This window comes from Paenibacillus sp. FSL H8-0175, from assembly GCF_045040615.1.
GTDB lineage: Bacteria > Bacillota > Bacilli > Paenibacillales > Paenibacillaceae > Paenibacillus_AQ > Paenibacillus_AQ odorifer.
The window spans coordinates 4,234,566-4,255,072 of record NZ_CP150299.1 but is presented as its reverse complement, the minus strand read 5'-3'; the positions used below and the strand labels follow the sequence as shown (position 1 = coordinate 4,255,072).

Below are 20,507 nucleotides of genomic sequence, written 5' to 3'. Positions count from 1 at the left end.
TTTGAACCAAACTCACTCGAAGGAAAAGCTCCACTTAGTGGGGCTGTTTTCTATGTCGGGTGAGCTACATAATGATTTATCCAAAATTAGACTTAATAGTACCATTCTCTTATAATAGTAGCAGACTAATTGTATAAAGGACGTGGAGTTTAATGAGTTCAGAATGTTCATTTGATATTGTATCCAAAATGGATATGCAGGAGTTAACGAATGCTATTCACCAAACAGAGAAAGAGATCGACAACCGCTTTGATTTTAAGAACAGCAAAAGCAGTCTGAAGCTGGAGAAAGACGCACTTATAATCGCCTCTGAAGACGAATATAAGCTCAACGCTGTTATTGATATTTTACAATCAAAGATGGTGAAAAGAGGCATTACCCTAAAAAATCTGGATTTCGGTAAAGTAGAACCGGCTTCCCTGGGATCTGTACGTCAACGTTTAGGGCTTAAGCAAGGCATTGATCAGGAGAATGCGAAAAAAATTAATATTCTGATCCGTGATTCAAAATTAAAGGTGAAGAGCCAAATCCAAGGGGATCAAATTCGTGTAACCGGTAAGAGCCGCGACGATTTGCAGCAGATTATTCAGATCTTGCGTAAAGCTGATTTGCCGCTGGATCTACAATTCATGAACATGAAATAGAATTTTGTGCCCCGCAGTGCTTATTAGCACTAACAACGCGGGGTGCTTTCTGTTTTTTTGACACCTATTTATTGCTATAATATACTTGCTTAAGTAGAAATGGATTAGCCTGATTTAGGCAATTTGTATGAACGATTTAGGGGAGGAAAACTTCAGTGAATTTGCCCAACCGCATCACGCTAGCTCGTATTTGCCTGATCCCGATTATGATGTTTTTTTTACTGGTGGATTTCAGTTTTTATCCAGAACCGATACATTGGGGCTCGTTTCAGCTATCTGTTAATCATTTGGTAGCAGCTGTAATCTTTTTGCTTGCGGCCAGCACGGATGGAATAGACGGCTACATTGCTAGGAAATATAATATGGTCACCAATCTCGGTAAACTCCTTGATCCACTTGCGGACAAACTGCTGGTATCTGCAGTTCTGATTTCACTTGTGGAGCTGGGCAGATGCGATTCATGGATTGCTATTGTAATCATCAGTCGTGAGTTTGCAGTCACCGGACTTCGCCAGATTGCATTGCTAGAGGGAAAAGTGGTTGCCGCCAGCAAATGGGGCAAGATAAAGACGGTTGTACAAATTGTTGCGATCTCACTGCTGTTGTTGAATAATTTCCCATTTCAATTTGTCAGTATTCCTGTAGACGATATTGCTATTTGGGCCGCAGCGCTGATCACTATTTATTCTGGAATTGATTATTTTGTGAAGAATAAGGATCTGCTACAGCTGCATAATGCGTAAGCATGTAAGCTGGATATACAAGGAAAGGTAATAGGTGAAGCACCTATTACCTTTTTTGAAATCCAAAAGCAGTGTACCTACATTATAACGAGGAGGCGAAAGCCAGGTATGAAAGCGGAGATTATTGCAGTAGGGACAGAGCTTTTGCTCGGTCAAATCGTGAATAGTAATGCCCAGTTTTTGTCTATCGAGCTAGCTGCCATCGGGATCGATGTATACTTTCAAACCGTTGTCGGTGATAACAGCAGCCGCCTACAGCAAGCCATCGAGATCGCTCAGAGTCGGGCTGACGTTATTATCTTTACGGGCGGAATTGGCCCCACTGAGGATGATCTGACTAAAGACGCACTGGCTGCATCGCTAGGTAGAACGCTCCATATTGATCGTTTGGCGATGGATCATGTACAACGTTTCTTTGATGATCGTAAGATCGTTATGACCGAAAATAACCGCAAACAGGCACTTATAATTGAAGGAACTACACCGTTGCCGAATGAAATCGGTCTTGCGGTTGGGATTGCTTTTGAGCATGAGAAGAAATATTATATTGTGCTTCCAGGTCCACCTCGTGAGATGAAACCGATGTTCGTAGATAAAGCAGTACCGTGGCTACAGCAGCACGCCTTGACGAACGAAACACCGCTTTATTCAAAAATGCTCAAATTTGCCGGCATCGGAGAATCACTGCTGGAGGACAAGCTCATCGAACTGATTCGCAGTCAGACTGATCCAACGATTGCTCCGTATGCCAAAGAGGGAGAGGTAACTGTTCGTATTTCGACAAAGGCCCCTTCTGAGCATGAAGCTACAAAAAAGCTGGAGATACTGGAACAACAAATCAAGGAGATTTTGCCGGAACATTTGTATGCGAACATTGATGTGCCGCTGGAGCAATTGATTGTGGATTGGATGGCGGATGCCGGCCTGACCTTAAGTGCGGCAGAGAGCTGCACCGGAGGTTTGCTGATGGAGAGCATAACAAATATTCCAGGCAGTGCTTCGATGTTTGCCGGCGGAATCGTCTGCTATTCGAATGACTTAAAGAAAAAGTTACTGAATGTGCCAAGTGCTTATTTGGAGGGACCCAATGCTCCTGGAGCCGTAAGTCGAGAAGTTGCCGAGGTGTTGGCTGACCAAGTGAGAATGATTGCTGACAGCGATTTCGGCTTATCTGTTACGGGTGTGGCTGGACCGGGTTATTCTGAGCGCAAGCCTGTTGGACTTGTATTTATCGGCTTGGCTGAACGGGGACGTAAGACAGAGGTCTATGAGCTTAATCTTAAAGGTACACGGGAAAATATCCGGTTGCGTACTGTAAAGGCTCTGCTGTATCGTCTGTGGCGGAGACTTGAGGAACGCAAGGTGGAGACACCTCTTGAGGGTTCAGACTTGTAATGGGAGATTAGCCCAGTTATAATAAACACATACGGAAGAACCGTGGCACTGAGATTTCTTTGCTGCGGTTTTTTGTATATTTGCAGAGATTTTGATCACGATGACTACTCATGATCATAAGTCGTTGATGTCCGGTGAAGTGGGGAATTTAATTAACTTCTATCTCCGGAGGGAGGCTTACAATAAAAGGGATAAATAACGCCCAAGACAAAAAAAACGAATGTATGTTCGAAAAAAAGCTTGGCAAGACCTTAAAAACACGTTATTATATTACTATAAACAGTGAAGGAAGTGGTCTGATTGTCAGATCGTCGTGCAGCGCTTGATATGGCGCTTCGTCAAATAGAAAAACAATTTGGTAAAGGTTCGGTAATGAAACTGGGAGAATCCACGCATATGCAAGTGGAAGTTGTACCTAGCGGATCTTTGGCACTTGATATTGCGTTAGGTATAGGCGGACTTCCAAAGGGACGTATTATTGAAGTATATGGACCGGAATCTTCAGGTAAAACAACAGTTGCTCTTCATGCTATTGCAGAAGTGCAAAGACAAGGCGGACAAGCTGCATTTATCGATGCCGAGCATGCGCTTGATCCGAAATATGCACGTAACTTGGGCGTAAATATCGATGAGTTGCTGCTTTCTCAGCCAGACACGGGTGAACAAGCGCTGGAAATCGCCGAAGCACTCGTTCGTAGTGGAGCCGTTGATATTATTGTCGTTGACTCCGTTGCTGCTTTGGTACCTAAGGCTGAAATTGAAGGCGATATGGGTGATTCCCACGTCGGATTGCAGGCTCGCTTGATGTCTCAAGCACTTCGTAAGCTTTCTGGTGCCATTAGCAAATCCAATACGATCGCTATCTTTATCAACCAGCTTCGTGAGAAGATCGGTGTTATGTTCGGTAACCCTGAGACAACTCCGGGTGGTCGTGCATTGAAATTCTACTCTTCTGTACGTTTAGATGTACGTCGCGTAGAGAGCATCAAGATGGGGAACGATGTGGTTGGTAACCGTACTAAGATCAAGATTGTGAAGAATAAAGTAGCCCCTCCTTTTAAACAGGCTGATGTTGATATTATGTACGGTGAAGGGATTTCCAAAGAGGGAAGTCTTGTAGATATCGGTACTGAAATGGATATCGTGAATAAGAGTGGTGCATGGTATTCCTACGAAGGCGAGCGTCTCGGTCAAGGCCGTGAGAATGCTAAACAGTTTTTGAAGGAACATCAGGATATTGCCCTTATTATTGAGAATAAGATCCGTGAAGCAAGTAATTTATCCACTATTGTTGCTGCGCCGAAGAATGAAGATATTATTGCAGAGCAAGAAGAAGAAGAGAAATTGCTTCTCGAAATCGAATAGTATATTAAGCAATAGGACGCCCTGTGATTGATTGTTGCAGGGTGTCTTTTCTTAACAAGTAATGAAAGTAAGACGATAACCGATCTATTGCTACGAGGTGACAAACAACTATGGTAATACAACTGGATTTTGAAGCAGAAGAACAAGATGAGCAGGTGTTATCTGATTTTCCTGAAGGAGAACTCTTAGAGATCACTAAAGTAGAACGTCAAAAGAAATCTGATCACCGTTATATCATACATTTCGGAGCATATAACATGACTGTGCACGAGGACGTCATGATTAAATATCGAATGATTACTGGTAATTCTTTTATGAAGGCTGATTTGGTTGAAATTGTTGTAGCTGATGAGCGTCAACGAGCTTATGTAGAAGGCCTCCGTTATCTAGAACGTAAACCACGCACCGCTATGGAAATGACTCGCCGTTTACGCCAGAAGGAAATAGGAGAGACTATTATTGCGGAAGTGGTGCAGCGGCTGCAGGAGGAAAGACTTCTTGATGACCCTTTATATGCTAAGCAATGGGCAGAGCAACGAATAGCGAACCAGCGGAAAGGGAAGATGTGGATTCGACAAGAGCTACGTGAGAAAGGGATAGACAAAACCCTTATATCGGAAGCTTTGGAGAATATTACTCCTGAACAAGAGCTGGAGAGCGCACTCGAAACTGGGCGCAAGAAATGGAATCTCATCCGTGGAGAAGCTTCAGATAAGCGAAGAAAGACTGGAGCCTTCCTTATGCGCCGTGGATTTTCGGGCGATATGGTTCGCCAAGTGATCAATACTTTACTTGCGGAAGACAATTATGAAGGTGAAGATGAGGAGTTTTACTAGAATCACTGATTCTCTTGACATTAATGCGTATATCGACTCTCTTGACAATGTCTTTTTATAAATAATAAAATATAACATGAATCGGCATAAAATTAGAATCCTTTTTCCTTCCCAAAAAGGAGACTGTTTTAAACGGTTCACGTACAACTCATATGAAATGTAATCGCCGGATAAGGCGGGCAGTGTGCATGTGCAGCATGTGCAGTATGGCAATCGGTTGTTTACCGGTTTTTTGTATGGTGATGAACGGATAGTTAAACAACTGCACAATTCCCAGGGATATACCTTGGAGAGGAACCAACGAGGAGGTGAACAGATGCTGGAATCATGGATCTGGGTCATTATCGTTCTCGTTGTAGCTGCAATATTCTTTGGGTTCGGTTATTTTATTCGTAAATCCCTTGCAGAAGCTAAAATCCAAAGCGCAGAAAGAGAAGCCGTTGTCATCGTTGAGAATGCGAAGAAGGACGCTGAGGCGCTGAAGAAAGAAACAGTATTGGAAGCTAAGGACGAAGTCCATAGAATCCGTACTGAAGCTGAGAAAGAAACTCGTGAACGTCGGAATGAAATCCAACGGCAAGAGAGACGTTTGCTGCAAAAGGAAGAATCTCTGGATAAAAAAATGGAATCGCTTGAAAGAAAAGAAGAACAAGTAGCTAACAAAGAGAAACGAATTGATGAAACCCAACAGCAAATTGATGTTATTTACAAAAACCAAGTCACTGAATTGGAACGTATCTCCAATTTAAGCATCGAAGATGCAAGAAGTATCATTCTTAGCAATGTTGAGCAAGAAGTTCGCCATGAAACGGCACAAATGATCAAAGAAATTGAACAGCAGGCGAAAGAAGAAGCGGATAAGAAATCCCGTGAAATCATCACACTCGCTATCCAACGCTGTGCAGCTGATCACGTAGCGGAAACAACGGTTTCAGTTGTTACGTTGCCGAATGAAGAGATGAAAGGTCGGATTATCGGTCGTGAAGGCCGTAATATTCGTGCTTTGGAAACTCTTACAGGTATCGACCTCATTATTGATGATACGCCGGAAGCAGTTATTTTGTCAGGATTTGATCCAATCCGCCGTGAAGTGGCCCGTACGGCACTTGAGAAATTGGTGGCTGATGGACGTATTCACCCCGCTCGTATTGAAGAGATGGTGGAGAAATCCCGCAAAGAAGTGGACGAACGGATTCGGGAATATGGTGAACAAGCTACTTTCGAAGTGGGCGTTCACGGTTTGCATCCAGATTTGATCAAGATTCTGGGGCGTCTGAAATTCCGTACAAGCTATGGTCAAAATGTATTGAAGCACTCCATGGAGGTTGCTTATTTAACAGGACTGATGGCCGGTGAGCTTGGGGAAGACATCGTGCTTGCAAAACGTGCAGGATTACTCCATGATATCGGCAAAGCGCTGGATCATGAAGTGGAAGGTTCGCATGTTGAGATCGGCGTTGAACTAGCGAAGAAATATAAAGAACATCCGGTTGTTATCAACAGTATCGCATCTCATCATGGAGACTGCGAAGCTACCTCGGTTATTGCTATGTTGGTTGGTGCCGCTGACGCATTGTCGGCTGCTAGACCTGGTGCTCGCCGTGAAACACTGGAAACGTATATTAAACGTCTAGAGAAACTGGAAGAAATCTCAGAGTCGTTCGAAGGCGTTGAGAAATCATTTGCTATTCAAGCGGGCCGTGAGGTGCGCGTGATGGTACAGCCAGAGAAGATTGACGATGCAGAGGCATTCCGTCTTGCTCGCGATATTACGAAGATGATTGAAAGTGAACTGGATTATCCAGGACATATCAAGGTTACCGTTATTCGTGAGACACGGGCTGTTGAATACGCTAAATAGGCAATAAGTAGATAACATACTCTTGGGAAATAACGATATTTATGATCGTTTCCTGGTATATGTTTCTGCTAGGAATATAAGGTTAAAGGATAAGATATAACTTATACTTTCTTATATTTGATGAAAATTGGCCCCTAAGCGGGGCCTTTTTTCTTTTAAATATGAAGACTTATCCGCTAGATGAAGAGGTTAAGATTAGGAGGAGAGAAACATTAAAGTACTATTCATTGGAGATATCGTAGGTAGTGTAGGCAGGAAGGCACTTCGGGAGATGTTGCCCTCATTAAAAAGCAAATATCAACCACATATAATCATAGTTAACGGTGAGAATTCTGCTGCCGGTAGAGGTATTACTAAAGCGATCGCAAATGAATTTTTTAACTGGGGCGTTCACGGAATCACCATGGGTAATCACACATGGGACAACAAGGACATCTTCGAGTTTATCGACGATGAGGCCCGGATTATCCGTCCTGCTAATTTTCCTCCAGGAACACCGGGAAGAGGATATACAGTTGTTAAAGGTAACGGCAAAGAGCTAGCTATAGTTAACCTGCAAGGCCGTACATTTTTGCCTGCGATTGATTGTCCTTTCCGTGTGGGTGAAGAAATTGTGGAAGAGCTACGTAGAGATCATAAATGCATTCTCGTTGATTTCCATGCAGAGGTTACCTCTGAGAAAATCGCCATGGGCTATTTCATGGATGGTCGCGCATCAATTGTAGTAGGGACCCATACTCACGTTCAGACGAATGATGATGTGATTTTGCCGGGTGGAACGGCTTACTTGACCGATGCGGGCATGGTTGGTTCAAGCGAAGGGATTCTGGGTATGGAAAGAGATGCAGTACTTTATAAGTTCACTACACAGCTTCCAGCACGATTTGTTGTTGATGAAGGCAAGTGGCAGCTTCACGGTTTATTTGCAGAGTTAGACGAGAATACTGGCGCGGCTACCCGTCTGGAGAAAATACGGCTACGTGAAGATGAATGGGTAATGAGCTAGTAGTAGGATAAGATAAGTGATTTTCCGGGTAATTTCGCCGAATTTGGGTAAAGTGTGATATTTATTATATCGAAAAAGAGTATCTATTGTACCATTTTCTCCAGAGTAGTCCGCAAAAAGAAGGAATTATTTCTTCTCTCGCGAATAACATCTAAAGTAGTGGAAGAACACCATTATTTTCCCAGGGGAGGTACTTACTATGGATGTATTAAAAGTATCAGCTAAATCCAATCCAAATTCCGTCGCCGGCGCTTTAGCAGGTGTTCTTCGTGAACGTGGATCGGCCGAATTACAAGCTATTGGAGCTGGAGCACTGAATCAAGCAGTCAAAGCAGTTGCCATTGCCCGGGGATTTGTTGCACCAAGCGGAGTAGATTTGATCTGCATTCCGGCATTTACAGACATTGTGATTGATGGAGAGGATCGAACCGCGATTAAATTGATTGTAGAACCCAGATAATAGAAGCATAGAACGGATGAACCTGTTTACTTATGTAAACAGGTTTTTTGCTTTTGGTATATAGTCTGGCGTTTTTAAGCATAGAATCTGGAATAGGACTGCATGAAAGCGAGGGCTTGGGATGAGAACCGATAAGCTACAGGTTGCGGATTTTCATTGTGATGTGCTGAGTAAAATGCAAGCATCACCAGATATGGATTTTAAGAATGATCCTCGGCTGGATGTTACCGGAGAGCGGTTGGTAGCAGGCGGTGTGGAATTGCAGATTTTTGCAATATACCTTTCGGCAAGTAGAGGTAGACCTAGCTTTGAGAATGTTTTAGGACAAATTGATTTGTTCCGGCAAAAAATAATAGGCGCAGAGAGCCTTCAGTGGCTGCGTTGGAAGGAGGAGGTAGGAAAACGAACAGCTGGAGCATCTCCATGGGGAATGCTCTCTCTGGAGGGTGTAGACGGTCTAGAAGGGAACTTGTTTTATGCACAGCTCTGTTTTGAGCTTGGCGTGCGGTTTTTGGGAATCACTTGGAATTATGCCAATTGGGCAGCGGACGGTGTTCTGGAGCAGCGCAACGGCGGATTTACGGAAAAAGGGCGAATGCTGATCGAATGGTGCAACGACAGTGGAATGCTGCTTGATGTGTCGCATTTGTCTCAGGCAGGTTTTTGGGAGCTAGCCGACTTAAGCACACGTCCGTTTATAGCTTCCCATTCGAACGCCGCAGCAATCTGTGGGCATGTTAGAAATTTAAATGATGAACAGATTAAAGCTTTGATTGCAATGGACGGAAGAATGGGCCTGACCTTTTATCCGTGGTTTGTATGTGATGATGGAAAAGCTCGTATGGATGATTTATTAAAGCATATTGATCATGTATGTAGTCTAGGTGGCGAGAAACATATGATGTTTGGTTCGGATTTTGACGGCATTGACACTTGGGTAGAGAACATGGAGCATCCGGGAAAATACCCTGAGCTCGCGGAGCACCTGCTTCGTTACTATCCAGAAGCTTCCGTAAAAGGTTGGTTATATGAGAATGCGGTCTCCTACCTGCGCACAAACTTACCTTCTCAGGTGTCTAAATCATGACAATCCTGCTCTAAAAGTATGAATTGTCGAAAAAAAGGCCCTCGTTATGATGTGGGGCTTTTTATTTTTGGTTAAGAAGATGTATAATGGTTAATGGCTTGTACAGATACTAGAGAAAATACAAGGAGTGACTTTACTATGAGTAAGACTGTACCCGTAGGTGTGTCGGCTAGACATATTCACCTTACGCAAGAGCATGTGGAGGCTTTGTTTGGCCCAGGATATCAACTAACGGAGTTCAAACCCCTCTCTCAACCAGGACAGTTTGCAGCAAATGAGCAAGTAGCAGTTATCGGCAGCAAAGGTAAATTTGACAAAGTAAGAATTTTGGGACCTGCTCGTCCGGCTTCCCAATTAGAAATTTCCCGTACTGACTCCTTCGCACTTGGCGTGAAAGCTCCAGTTCGCGAATCTGGAAATATTGATGGAACACCTGGCATTACGCTTAAAGGACCTGCTGGCGAAGTGGAATTGGAACAAGGCGTTATCATCGCCGCTCGTCACATTCACTTCCATACTTCTGAAGCTGAAGCTTGGGGCATTGCTGATAAGCAATTGCTTAAAGTTCGCCTCGGAGGCGACCGTGGTCTCGTATTGGAGAACGTAATTGCACGCGTATCAGACAGCTTTAAACTGGATATGCATATTGACACTGACGAAGCTAACGCTGCAGGTGCCAACAACGGCGATACTGCTGAAATCGTAGAATAGTCATCATAGTTATAGCAAAGATAAGAAGCGGGGGAGAAATCCTTCGCTTTTTTTGCGTGTCTGATCGGCGTGCTGTAAGGAATGCGTGGCTGATCGGCGCGCTGTAAAGATTGTGTGTCTGATCGGCGTGCTGTAAGGATTGTGTGGCTGATCTACGTGCTGTAAGGATTGCGTGGCTGATCTGTGTGCTTTAAGGAATGCGTGTCTGCTCGGCGTGCTATAAGGATTGCGTGTCTGCTCGGCGTGCTGTAAGGATTGTGTGTCTGATCGGCGTGCTGTAAGGATTGTGTGTCTGATCTGCGTGCTGTAAGGATTGCGTGTCTGATCTACGTGCTGTAAAGATTGCGTGGTTTACCCGACGGCTTGTACTTATCGGACTGTATTGCAGCTATTTCAGCATTTTGATCTATTTTGCCAAGGTTTCGGACTGCATAGCTCTTATTGCCTTATATTTGTACTGAATTGGGCTTCGAAGGTGTGAATAACTGCATCTGAGTCCGATAGCATGTCCAAAATCCACGAATTTTCAAAATAAGGGCGTCTGAGTCCGATGGCTCAACAGTCTCAGCAGTCTCAACAGTCTCAGCAGGATCAACAGGCTCAACAAAAGATACGCCGCAGGATAAATTGAGGAGGAGTATTTTACGGTTAGTAAAAATATTTTTGTAAGAGCAGAACGGATAGTATCCTGAAATGGATTATTAATGAAAATTGGTGTGATGATAAAGAAAATCTATTATTATGTAACTTATTGTGTTATGATTATGGTTTATGACGTGACAAAAGGATTTATTGTTAAGAATATATGTATTAGAAATTAAGGAGACCCAATGACATTTAATGAACTGAATATTGTGCCTGCAATTTTGAAGGCTTTAAGCAAAGAAAACTATACATCACCTACACCAATACAGGAGCAGTCGATTCCAGCTGTATTAGCGGGTAGAGATTTACTTGGATGCGCGCAAACGGGAACAGGAAAAACAGCTGCATTTTCCGTGCCTATTATTCAATTGCTAAGCGAACAATCGAGCCCTAACAAATCCAATAATGTGCGACGCATTCGCTCGTTGATTTTAACACCGACAAGAGAACTAGCGATTCAAATTGCTGATAACATAAAAGCGTATAGCCAATATACAGATATCCGCTCTGCTGCCATTGTTGGCGGTGTGTCACAGAAAGTGCAAGAGCGCGCACTGAATCAAGGTGCCGATATTCTTATTGCTACCCCTGGTAGACTTATCGACCTGATCAATCAGAAACGTGTAGATTTGCAATATGTACAAATTTTAGTTCTGGATGAAGCTGACCGGATGCTGGATATGGGCTTTATTCATGATGTGAAACGAATCATCGCCAAAATGCCTACGAAGAAGCAAACTCTGTTTTTCTCGGCAACGATGCCAACTGAGATTTCTAAATTGATCAAAACATTGCTTGTGAATCCAGTGAAGGTAGAAATCACACCCGTGTCATCTACTGCGGATAGAATCAATCAATCGATCTATTTATTAGAGAACGGAAATAAGCAAAACCAATTGAACCTGCTGTTACAGGATAAATCCATCGTCTCAGCATTGGTGTTTACTCGTACCAAACGTGGTGCAGACCGTGTTACCCGCGATCTGGCTAAAGTGAACATTGCTGCTCAAGCCATACACGGCAATAAATCTCAAAATGATCGCCAGAACGCTTTGCGAAATTTTAAAAGCGGTGCGACTCGTGTTCTCGTAGCTACGGATATAGCTGCCCGGGGAATTGATATTGATGAGCTGTCTCACGTAATCAACTTCAACTTACCGAACATTCCGGAAACCTATGTGCACCGGATCGGTCGTACAGGCAGAGCGGGATTGAGCGGAACGGCAATTTCTTTTTGCGAAGCTGAAGAGCTTCCTTTCCTTAAAGATATTGAAAAATTGATTGGAAAATCGATTCCGGAAGTTAAGGACCATCCTTATCCGATGTCTCGTAAAACGCAAATGAAGACAGATCGTTCGGCGAAACCGTCAGGTTCGAAAGCAGCAGCTTCGAGACCATCGTCTTCCAGACCGTCGAATTCCAAACCAGCAACTGCTAAACCTGCGGCAACAAAACCGGCAGCAACAAAATCAGCGGCATCTAAACCAGCTAAAGCAAAACCTAAGTCTAACCCTCCATTGAAGCCAAAGTCCGAGTGGTTCACAAAAGGAAGACAAAAAACGAGCAGCAGATAAGTTAGTTTGAATGCGTATCGTTTCTATAGTAAAATAAAAAAAACCGTCAGAGTAAATCTGATGGTTTTTTATGTTTTATTTCCTGATAATTTACAACAAAAAACAGCCGCTAAACAGTTCCTCACTGTACAACGGCTGTTGTTATTTCATTTATGCGGTTGCTTCAATTGTATTGTCCTGAACATAGGGGCTCAGTTCTTGCTGAAGTCCTGCGCTGATGGAAGTCATAGGGAGGCGAAGCGTATCCGAGGACAGTAGGCCGTTTTGGCTAAGCATCCATTTAATTGGAGCGGGATTCGATTCCTTGAACAATAGGCGGATGATCGGCAGTAGTTGTTCAAAGCTTTCTTTAGCGAAGTCCACTTGACCAGATGTAAAGGCTTCAAAGATACGAAGGCATTCTGCCGGGAAAACGTTGGCAGTAGCGAGCATCCCCCCAGCTGCTCCGCAGCTAAGCATTTCATAAAAGAGGGAATCATCGCCGCCAAGCACAGGTTTAGCACCTGTACGGACTAACTCTGTAACCATTTTTGTACTGCCTGAGCAGTCTTTTAAACCGACAACATTATTCATTTCTAGGATTGTACGTGCAGTATCTACCGTCATGGCCGTACCTGTACGACTTGGAATATCATAAGCCATGATTGGTATGCCTACTTCTGCAGCTTTGCTGAAATGGGCAATGATACCCTCTTGTGAAGGACGACTATAATAAGGTACGACTACTAGTGCACAATCAGCACCAAGGTTTGCAGCAATTTCCGTGCGTGCAACCGTAGAGGCTGTATCATTGGTACCTGTACCAACTACTAAGGGGATTGATGTGGATTGTAGAAGCTCACGGGAAGTGTTTACTAGAAGCTGCATTTCATTTACGGTTACAGTGGGCGATTCTCCGGTGGTTCCATTAACGACCAGACCTTGTATGCTGTTGTTAATAATGTTCTTTACATAACGCTGATACGAATCCAAATCAACTTCACCAGCAGCATTGAACGGGGTGACCACGGGGACATAAACTCCATAAATCTGTTGTTCTGTAAGCATAAATTATCGGCCTCCAAAATATTTTAATTCCTCTACATACACTTTACCATGGAAAGTAGCATCGTCGTTAGCTATAATAAATGATATGGATCATCAAAAATATTGATGTTAGGGTGAGGTAATGGATTTAACCTATTTACGAACCTTCCGCGAGGTGGCTAAACGTCAGAGCTTTACGCGAGCTGCTGAAGAATTGGGATATGCACAATCAAGTGTGACGATGCAGATACAGAAGATAGAGAAGGAATATGGAGTACCTTTAATAGAGAGGCATGGCCGTCAGCTGCGGCTTACCCCGCCAGGAGAAGAGTTATTGAAGCTGTTCGTGGAGATTTTGGATTTATATGATCGTTCAAAAGAAACTATCGCCCAGCAAATCGGAGGTACGCTAACTATTGGGACGATAGATTCTTTAGCGGCCTTTTATTTACCTCCTTACCTGCAGCAGCTAAGGACTAAATTTCCAAAGCTGGATATTCATCTGCAAACGATGCAGGAAGCTAATCTTCTTGCCAAAATAAAAGATGGCGAAGTAGATCTAGGCTTAATGTTGGATCGCACCACTGCGGATTCCATCCTTGAGCGTACGATCGTCAGAGATGAGCCGCTTGTTTTGATAGCTCCCATTCATCATCCGCTTGCCCAGATGGATACGGTAACCCTACAGGATCTGAATAACTGTGAGCTAATAGTCTCGGAGGAAAGCTGTATTTACCGGAGTTTGTTCGAGAATTTGTTAAAAGAGCACGGGATCATATTCCGCATAGGTTTTGAGCTTTCGAATCTGGAGGCCATTAAACGTTGTGTAATGAATGGTCTTGGAATTGCTTTGTTACCCAAAATCGTGGCAGAGGAAGAAATTGAACGGGGAAGCTTGGCTGAGCTGTCCTTTGTTCATCCCGAAATTCATTTTGATCTGCAGCTTCTGATGCACCCTAAGAAGTGGAAATCACAACCACTGCAATTTTTAATCCAAATGCTGTTTGCAAATCATTAGTTTATTCCCATCAGGGTCTTTTACTACAAACCATTTTTGATCTTGAATTTCGGTTACTATATTTACACCGAGCTCCTTTATATAGTTGAAAGAGGCTTGCAGATCATCGGTTATAAGCATAAGAGCAGGTGTTGTAATTGGAGGAGCCCCTTCAGGCTCTAAACCTCCCCACATGGGCATGGTGTCCAGAATGATCCCAGTGCTTCCTTGCATAGTTAACGGACATAAATGACCGTTTATAATCGAATGATCTGCTTCTTGGAGTCCTAGGACTTGGCAATACCAGTTAAGGGCTTTTTCAATATCGTGTACGGGGATAAATACACTGCCAATCAAATTCTTAATGGGACTTGTTGCTGAAGAATTTACAATGGACTGTACTTGTTCATGCATTTGAATCCCTCCAGAGAAGATGCTAGATCTTTATTTGTAATTTATGTATCTAATCTATTTAAAACATAGAATCATCCTATGTGCAAGTTGAATGTTATTTATCGATCAAATCCTAAATTTGTATGCAAAATACAGCTTTATTTAATGAAAGTCGCTGTAAATATTGACATTGAAAATGAGTTTATGTTATATAAAAAGAAGAATTAGCACTCATCTAAGAAGAGTGCTAATCATGATGTGCTGGATAAGAAGGTTATTTTGAAAGGAGATTTATTTATTCATGGCCAAAAAAGAGTTTAAAGCCGAATCGAAAAGATTGCTGGAAATGATGATTAACTCCATTTATACACAACGGGAAATATTCCTGCGTGAGCTGATTTCCAATGCAAGTGATGCGATTGATAAGATCTATTACAAAGCATTAGCTGATGAAGGCCTGGTCTTCAATAAAGAGGATTATTATATTAAAGTGACCGCCGATAAGGCGAACAGAACCTTGACGATTTCCGATACAGGTATCGGGATGACACAAGAGGAGCTGGAGAATAACTTAGGTACAATCGCGAAGAGTGGATCTCTTGCTTTTAAGAAAGAGAACGAAGCTAAAGATGGCCACAACATCATCGGACAGTTTGGGGTGGGCTTCTACGCTGCGTTTATGGTGGCTGATGACGTTATAGTGATCAGTAAGGCATTAGGCAGTGACGAGGCCTTTAAATGGGAGTCTAAGGGCGCTGACGGCTATACCATCGAGACTGTCGAGAAGGATTCTGTCGGCACTGATGTGATTTTGAAGATTAAAGAGAATACGGAAGAAGATCAATATGATGAATATTTGGAAGAATACCGCCTGAAATCTATCATTAAAAAATACTCCGACTTCATCCGTTTCCCAATTAAAATGGACGTGAAGGAGCAAAAGCCAAAAGAAGACACGGAGAACGAGTTCGAAGAAGTTATTCAAGAACAAACCGTAAACAGCATGGTGCCTATCTGGCGCAAGAACAAAAGCGAGCTGACTACAGAAGATTATGATAACTTCTATGCAGAGAAACGTTACGGCTTCGATAAGCCGCTTAAACATATTCATATCAGTGCTGATGGTGCTGTAGTGTACAATGCAATCCTGTTCATCCCAGAAAATACGCCGTTTGACTATTACACAAAGGAATATGAAAAAGGTCTTGAGCTCTATTCCAACGGTGTGCTGATCATGAACAAATGTGCGGATCTGCTGCCTGATTACTTCAGCTTTGTAAAAGGTATGGTGGACTCAGAGGATCTGTCCTTGAACATTTCCAGAGAGATGCTCCAGCATGACCGTCAGCTGACTCTGATCGCTAAGAACATTAAGAACAAGGTGAAAAGCCAACTGCAAAGCCTGCTGAAGGATGAAAGAGAGAAATATGAGCAGTTCTATAATGCTTTTGGTAGACAGCTTAAGTTTGGTGTCTATAACGATTATGGGATGCACAAAGACACCCTTCAAGATTTGTTGATGTTCTATTCCTCTAAGGAGAAGAAGCTGGTTACGCTGGACGAATACGTCTCAAGAATGCCAGAAGATCAGAAGTATATCTACTATGCTTCCGGAGAGTCGATCGACAGAATCGAGAAGCTCCCGCAAACCGAGCTTGTATCGGATAAAGGGTATGAAATTCTCTACTTCACTGATGATATTGATGAATTTGCGATCAAGATGATTCAGTCTTATAAGGAAAAAGAATTTAAATCCGTATCCAGCGGAGATCTGGGGATCGAAGCCGACGAAGCGGACAAGCCAACGGAAGCGGAAGAGAACGAAAACAAGGAGCTTTTTGAAGCGATGAAGGACATCCTGTCCGGCAAAGTGAAAAATGTCAAAGCTTCCAAACGTTTAAAGACTCATCCGGTATGTCTCTCTGCTGAAGGTGAACTGACAATCGAGATGGAAAAAATCCTGAAATCGATGCCGAATGGTCAAGAGGTGCAAGCGGATAAGGTACTCGAAATCAACATCCATCACGAAGTGTTCCAGTCCTTGAAGGCGGCAGCAGAGAACGACAAAGAAAAGCTCGGTTTATACACGAACCTGCTGTACAACCAAGCCCTGTTGATCGAAGGTCTACAGGTTAGTGATCCTGTTCAATTCACCAATGATATTTGCAAAATCATGAAATAATATGAAGTACAGAGACCATCCAATTGTATTATGATTGGGTGGTCTTTTTTATTTCAGTATTTCATTTTGTTGTGCGAAAAAGGTAGTAATCAATTTCAGAGGCATTATTTGTGCAACCGCTGATCGAATAGATAATTTCACCTTGTGTGCTTTTTTTACTAGTCACTTCGGAGCAGGTATCGGTTCTGACTCCTGTGTTGCTTCCACCGAATGCATCATTAGAAGTATCATAGCTGTAATTAATCACGTTACCGTCAAATTTTAAATCCTTAAATATGGGATCGCCTTCATCTGTGTAACTTGTAACGCGTATATTGTCTGCTTTTTTGCTGGAGAGATTAGTTATAAATTTCTCGAATTTATCGAGGTTGTACACTTTTTCAAAAGAAACAATATCCCCTCTACTGATGGCTTCTTTGGAAGTATAGGGTTCACTTTTGGGAACAGAATTAACTTTATGATCGGAACAACCCCATACTCCTGCTAGTAAAAGAACAGAGAGTGTTAGCAAATTTACTTTTTTCACTGAGGGACCTCCTTGTAACGTATTTATATAAAAGACGGAGATTAACTGGAAAAGTTACAGAGAGCTTGATGTTTCACATTGACAATAAACAACAAATTGAGTATTATTTTCTCTAACTTGAATATGTAAAAGCAAAGAAGAGAAAGAGTACCACGGCAATTCTTTCAACAGAGAGCTCCGGTCGCTGAAAAGGAGTAAAGAAAACCCTTGGGAATATGGTCTCAGAGCTGCGCATCGAAACCTTATGGGTTGTAGGCTGCGCCGGAACCTGCATCCGTTACAGTGCTAGGGTATAAACGTTAATTAACGTCGTACCTGAAGAGGTAAATGTCATGAGGCATTTATAAAATTAGGTGGTAACACGTGAGTAGAACTCTCGTCCTTTGTGGATGGGAGTTTTTTGTTGTCTAAAAAAGGAGGAGAAGGTTAATGAGTAATGTGTTTATAGGTGGCGCTTGGCCGTATGCGAATGGATCTTTACATCTGGGGAGATTATCAAGTGTGTTGCCTGGGGATGTGCTGGCACGATATTTTCGCTCCAAAGGGGATAACGTATTATATGTATCAGGCAGTGATTGCCATGGCACACCCGTAGCAGTTCAGGCTGCGAATGAAGGGATTACGCCGGGAGCTTTTGCAAGCAGATATCATGAAGAGTTTCTGAAGTGTTTTGAACAGCTGGGATTTAGTTATGATCTATATACTCGAACGGATCAACAGCAGCATCATAAGGTTGTGCAAGCGTTGTTTACAAAGCTGCTAGAGAATGGTCATTTATATAAAAAAACCATTGCGCAATGTTACTGCGAGGTGGATCAGCGCTTTTTGCCAGACAGATATGTGGAAGGGACTTGTCCGGTATGTGGTGAGCGGGCGCGAGGGGATCAATGTGATTATTGTTCTACGATTCTAGATCCTGCCGATTTGTTAGACAGAGTCTGCAAATTATGTGGGAATACACCAACAGAAAGGCCGACAGAACATTATTATCTTAGCTTATCTAATTTTCAGTCTGAATTAACGGAATATGTAGAGGAAGCACAATTTTGGAGAGAAAACGCTATAAAACTGACCAAACGTTATTTACAAGAAGAGCTGCAGGACCGCGCGGTAACAAGAGACTTGTCTTGGGGTGTAGATGTTCCTGTGGCTGGATTTGAAGATAAAAAAATTTATGTTTGGATTGAGGCGGTAAGTGGTTATTTATCAGCCAGTAAGCAGTGGGCTGCACAGTCCGGAGGAAGCTGGGAGGATTTTTGGTTAGAGGAAAAAGGGGCGATTACCGCTTATTATGTGCATGGTAAAGACAATATTCCTTTTCACACTTTAATATGGCCGGCTGTGTTATTAGGAGCAGGAGGTCTGCATTTACCGGACAGGATTATATCTAGCGAATATTTAACCCTTGAAGGGCAGAAATTCTCCACTAGCCGAAATTGGGCGGTCTGGGTACCTGATATTTTAGAGCGGTATCAGCCAGATTCTATTCGTTATTTCTTAATTGCCAATGGACCTGAGAAGCGGGACACGGATTTTTCCTGGAGAGAGTTTATTTATAGCCATAATGGAGAGCTGCTTGGAGCATTTGGTAACTTTGTGAACCGTTCATTGGCTTTTGTAGATAAGTTTTATGAAGGGAAAGTGCCAAATGGGCAATTAGATAAGGGGTGGAAGGACAATATCGACCTCTTGTATCTGGAATCAGGACGGCTTATTGAGGCTGGGAATCTAAAAGATGCGCTGGAGTTTATTTTTTCTTATGTGCGCAAGGCAAACCAGTATTTCGATCTGCAAAAACCATGGATACAGATAAAAGAGGATCAGGTTTCTTGTGATTCTGCAATATACACATGTGTGCAGATTATTGCGAACTTAGCGAATTTGTTGCATCCGTTTCTGCCGTTCTCTTGTGACAAGATCAGGGGGTTCCTGTCGTTAGAACTACCGAATTGGCAGCCTTGCTCGGTGCCCCCTTACCAACAGGTTACTGATTTACAATTATTGTTTGAACGAATTGATATTAGCCGTATTAAAGAAGAAGAGGATAGGCTAGATCAACAGCAAGTGAATAAATAGAGCTGGTATTTATCCATTCCTGAAGCTTTCAATAAACTTGGAAGCCAATGATGATAAGTATTTATCCTTAATCCAGACGGCGGCGACCCGCGTGCGTAGTGATTCACTACTGATTTCTTTATATACCAAATTACGGTTACTCGTTAATTCGAAAGCGGATTTGGGGATGATTCCAATGCCAAGACCAGCGTTTGCCCAGAGCAGTGTTGTTCTAGCATCATCATTCATACAGAAAATCAGCGGATCAAAGCCGTTCTCAAGACATGTTTCCCGGATAAGCTGCTCAAAACGGCGGTAGATAATAAGCGGCTTATCCTTTAGCTCACCGATCTCAATAAAGGTTTCATCCGTTTTCCAGTCATACTCAGGTGTCATTACGGCAATCATAGGTTCAGCTTGTGTGTAAAGACATTCTAAATTTGTACCATTAAAGGGTGTCCTAACAATTCCGACTTCGACAATACCTTTATTCAGGAGGTCAATGATTCTAAAGGTATTTCCTTCATGAATCTCAAATTTCACACCTTTATACGTTTTGTGGAACTCACATAGCCGATCTTGAAGCAACGTAGCTCCAGAGGAGGAAACTGTACCAATGGCTAGGGTTCCTTTTAAACCTTTGACAAAATCAGTGAGCTCACGGGCAGTGGAATCTGCCAGCTCCAGAATTTGTTGGGCACGGTCCCGCAAAATAGCTCCAGCTTCAGTGAGCTGCACGCTGCGTGGACCTCGTTCCACTAGCTTTACACCGAGTTCTTCCTCTAGGAGCTTTAGCTGCTGGCTCAGCGGAGGCTGGGCCATTTGCAGTTTTTTGGCTGCAGATGTAATCTGTCCTTCCTCAGCTATCGCCATAAAATATTTAAGTTGTCTAATATCCATATAAAAATCCTCCGAACTTGAGATATGCTAATCGTATGGGAGCGATACGAATCCAATATTATTAATATGTGAGTAGATATGCCATAATCATAACTGTTCTT

At 42.8% G+C, this 20,507-nt stretch carries 18 protein-coding genes and 1 other annotated feature; of the genes, 14 read left to right on the top strand and 4 right to left on the bottom strand.

Annotated features, from left to right (window positions below):
• Nucleotides 1-152 precede the first annotated feature (152 nt).
• From MHH46_RS18850 to MHH46_RS18800, 11 genes are all read left to right on the top strand, one after another.
• Nucleotides 153-644 (top strand): YajQ family cyclic di-GMP-binding protein, encoded by a 492-nt coding sequence (locus tag MHH46_RS18850; RefSeq protein ID WP_076127877.1) that lies wholly within the window; start codon nucleotides 153-155, stop codon nucleotides 642-644.
• A 155-nt stretch (nucleotides 645-799) separates the two neighbouring features.
• Nucleotides 800-1,387 carry a CDP-diacylglycerol--glycerol-3-phosphate 3-phosphatidyltransferase gene (gene pgsA / locus MHH46_RS18845; protein ID WP_036688397.1) on the top strand — a complete coding sequence of 196 codons (588 nt, stop codon included), beginning with the start codon at nucleotides 800-802 and terminating at the stop codon, nucleotides 1,385-1,387.
• A gap of 108 nt (nucleotides 1,388-1,495) precedes the next feature.
• Complete coding sequence (locus MHH46_RS18840; RefSeq protein WP_036688393.1) at nucleotides 1,496-2,782, top strand: competence/damage-inducible protein A; 1,287 nt, start codon at nucleotides 1,496-1,498, stop codon at nucleotides 2,780-2,782.
• Nucleotides 2,783-3,082: 300 nt separating this feature from the next.
• Nucleotides 3,083-4,147, top strand: coding sequence for a recombinase RecA (recA, locus tag MHH46_RS18835; RefSeq protein WP_076127879.1), 1,065 nt, complete (start codon nucleotides 3,083-3,085; stop codon nucleotides 4,145-4,147).
• A gap of 110 nt (nucleotides 4,148-4,257) precedes the next feature.
• Nucleotides 4,258-4,983, top strand: a complete 726-nt coding sequence (locus MHH46_RS18830; protein ID WP_076127881.1) for a regulatory protein RecX — start codon at nucleotides 4,258-4,260, stop codon at nucleotides 4,981-4,983.
• A 316-nt stretch (nucleotides 4,984-5,299) separates the two neighbouring features.
• Nucleotides 5,300-6,844 (top strand): ribonuclease Y, encoded by a 1,545-nt coding sequence (rny, locus tag MHH46_RS18825; RefSeq protein WP_370510565.1) that lies wholly within the window; start codon nucleotides 5,300-5,302, stop codon nucleotides 6,842-6,844.
• A gap of 211 nt (nucleotides 6,845-7,055) precedes the next feature.
• Complete coding sequence (locus MHH46_RS18820) at nucleotides 7,056-7,850, top strand: TIGR00282 family metallophosphoesterase (protein WP_076100408.1); 795 nt, start codon at nucleotides 7,056-7,058, stop codon at nucleotides 7,848-7,850.
• Nucleotides 7,851-8,049: 199 nt separating this feature from the next.
• Entirely contained in the window at nucleotides 8,050-8,310 is a 261-nt protein-coding gene (locus tag MHH46_RS18815) for a stage V sporulation protein S (protein ID WP_019910496.1), read from the top strand.
• 121 nt (nucleotides 8,311-8,431) lie between these two features.
• Nucleotides 8,432-9,397 carry a dipeptidase gene (locus tag MHH46_RS18810; RefSeq protein WP_076182593.1) on the top strand — a complete coding sequence of 322 codons (966 nt, stop codon included), beginning with the start codon at nucleotides 8,432-8,434 and terminating at the stop codon, nucleotides 9,395-9,397.
• A 138-nt stretch (nucleotides 9,398-9,535) separates the two neighbouring features.
• Entirely contained in the window at nucleotides 9,536-10,108 is a 573-nt protein-coding gene (pduL, locus tag MHH46_RS18805; RefSeq protein ID WP_036688383.1) for a phosphate propanoyltransferase, read from the top strand.
• Between the two features lie 830 nt (nucleotides 10,109-10,938).
• Nucleotides 10,939-12,327, top strand: coding sequence for a DEAD/DEAH box helicase (locus MHH46_RS18800; RefSeq protein ID WP_081383205.1), 1,389 nt, complete (start codon nucleotides 10,939-10,941; stop codon nucleotides 12,325-12,327).
• 150 nt (nucleotides 12,328-12,477) lie between these two features.
• Here MHH46_RS18800 and dapA read toward each other — a convergent pair whose 3' ends face one another.
• Nucleotides 12,478-13,374: a 4-hydroxy-tetrahydrodipicolinate synthase gene (gene dapA, locus MHH46_RS18795; protein WP_076190921.1), complete on the bottom strand. Its 897-nt coding sequence runs from the start codon at nucleotides 13,372-13,374 to the stop codon at nucleotides 12,478-12,480.
• Nucleotides 13,375-13,495: 121 nt separating this feature from the next.
• Here dapA and MHH46_RS18790 point away from each other — a divergent pair, with 121 nt between their 5' ends.
• Entirely contained in the window at nucleotides 13,496-14,371 is an 876-nt protein-coding gene (locus tag MHH46_RS18790) for a LysR family transcriptional regulator (RefSeq protein ID WP_076127886.1), read from the top strand.
• On the opposite strand, the gene MHH46_RS18785 is transcribed toward MHH46_RS18790, so the two are convergent.
• Entirely contained in the window at nucleotides 14,342-14,764 is a 423-nt protein-coding gene (locus MHH46_RS18785; protein ID WP_076127887.1) for a VOC family protein, read from the bottom strand. The two genes, MHH46_RS18790 and MHH46_RS18785, sit on opposite strands and share 30 nt — an antisense overlap.
• Before the next feature lie 280 nt (nucleotides 14,765-15,044).
• Between MHH46_RS18785 and htpG the strand changes: the two genes are divergently transcribed.
• On the top strand, nucleotides 15,045-16,925 hold the full coding sequence (gene htpG / locus MHH46_RS18780) for a molecular chaperone HtpG (RefSeq protein WP_076190924.1): 1,881 nt from the start codon (nucleotides 15,045-15,047) through the stop codon (nucleotides 16,923-16,925).
• Nucleotides 16,926-16,986: 61 nt separating this feature from the next.
• Here the strand turns inward: htpG and MHH46_RS18775 are convergent, their stop codons facing one another.
• Entirely contained in the window at nucleotides 16,987-17,451 is a 465-nt protein-coding gene (locus MHH46_RS18775) for a DUF4362 domain-containing protein (protein ID WP_076190927.1), read from the bottom strand.
• 125 nt (nucleotides 17,452-17,576) lie between these two features.
• Nucleotides 17,577-17,838 (top strand) — a binding site (T-box leader).
• A gap of 42 nt (nucleotides 17,839-17,880) precedes the next feature.
• Between MHH46_RS18775 and metG the strand changes: the two genes are divergently transcribed.
• Complete coding sequence (gene metG, locus MHH46_RS18770) at nucleotides 17,881-19,527, top strand: methionine--tRNA ligase (RefSeq protein WP_076190930.1); 1,647 nt, start codon at nucleotides 17,881-17,883, stop codon at nucleotides 19,525-19,527.
• Between the two features lie 9 nt (nucleotides 19,528-19,536).
• On the opposite strand, the gene MHH46_RS18765 is transcribed toward metG, so the two are convergent.
• Nucleotides 19,537-20,406: a LysR family transcriptional regulator gene (locus MHH46_RS18765; protein WP_076179895.1), complete on the bottom strand. Its 870-nt coding sequence runs from the start codon at nucleotides 20,404-20,406 to the stop codon at nucleotides 19,537-19,539.
• Nucleotides 20,407-20,507: the final 101 nt, after the last annotated feature.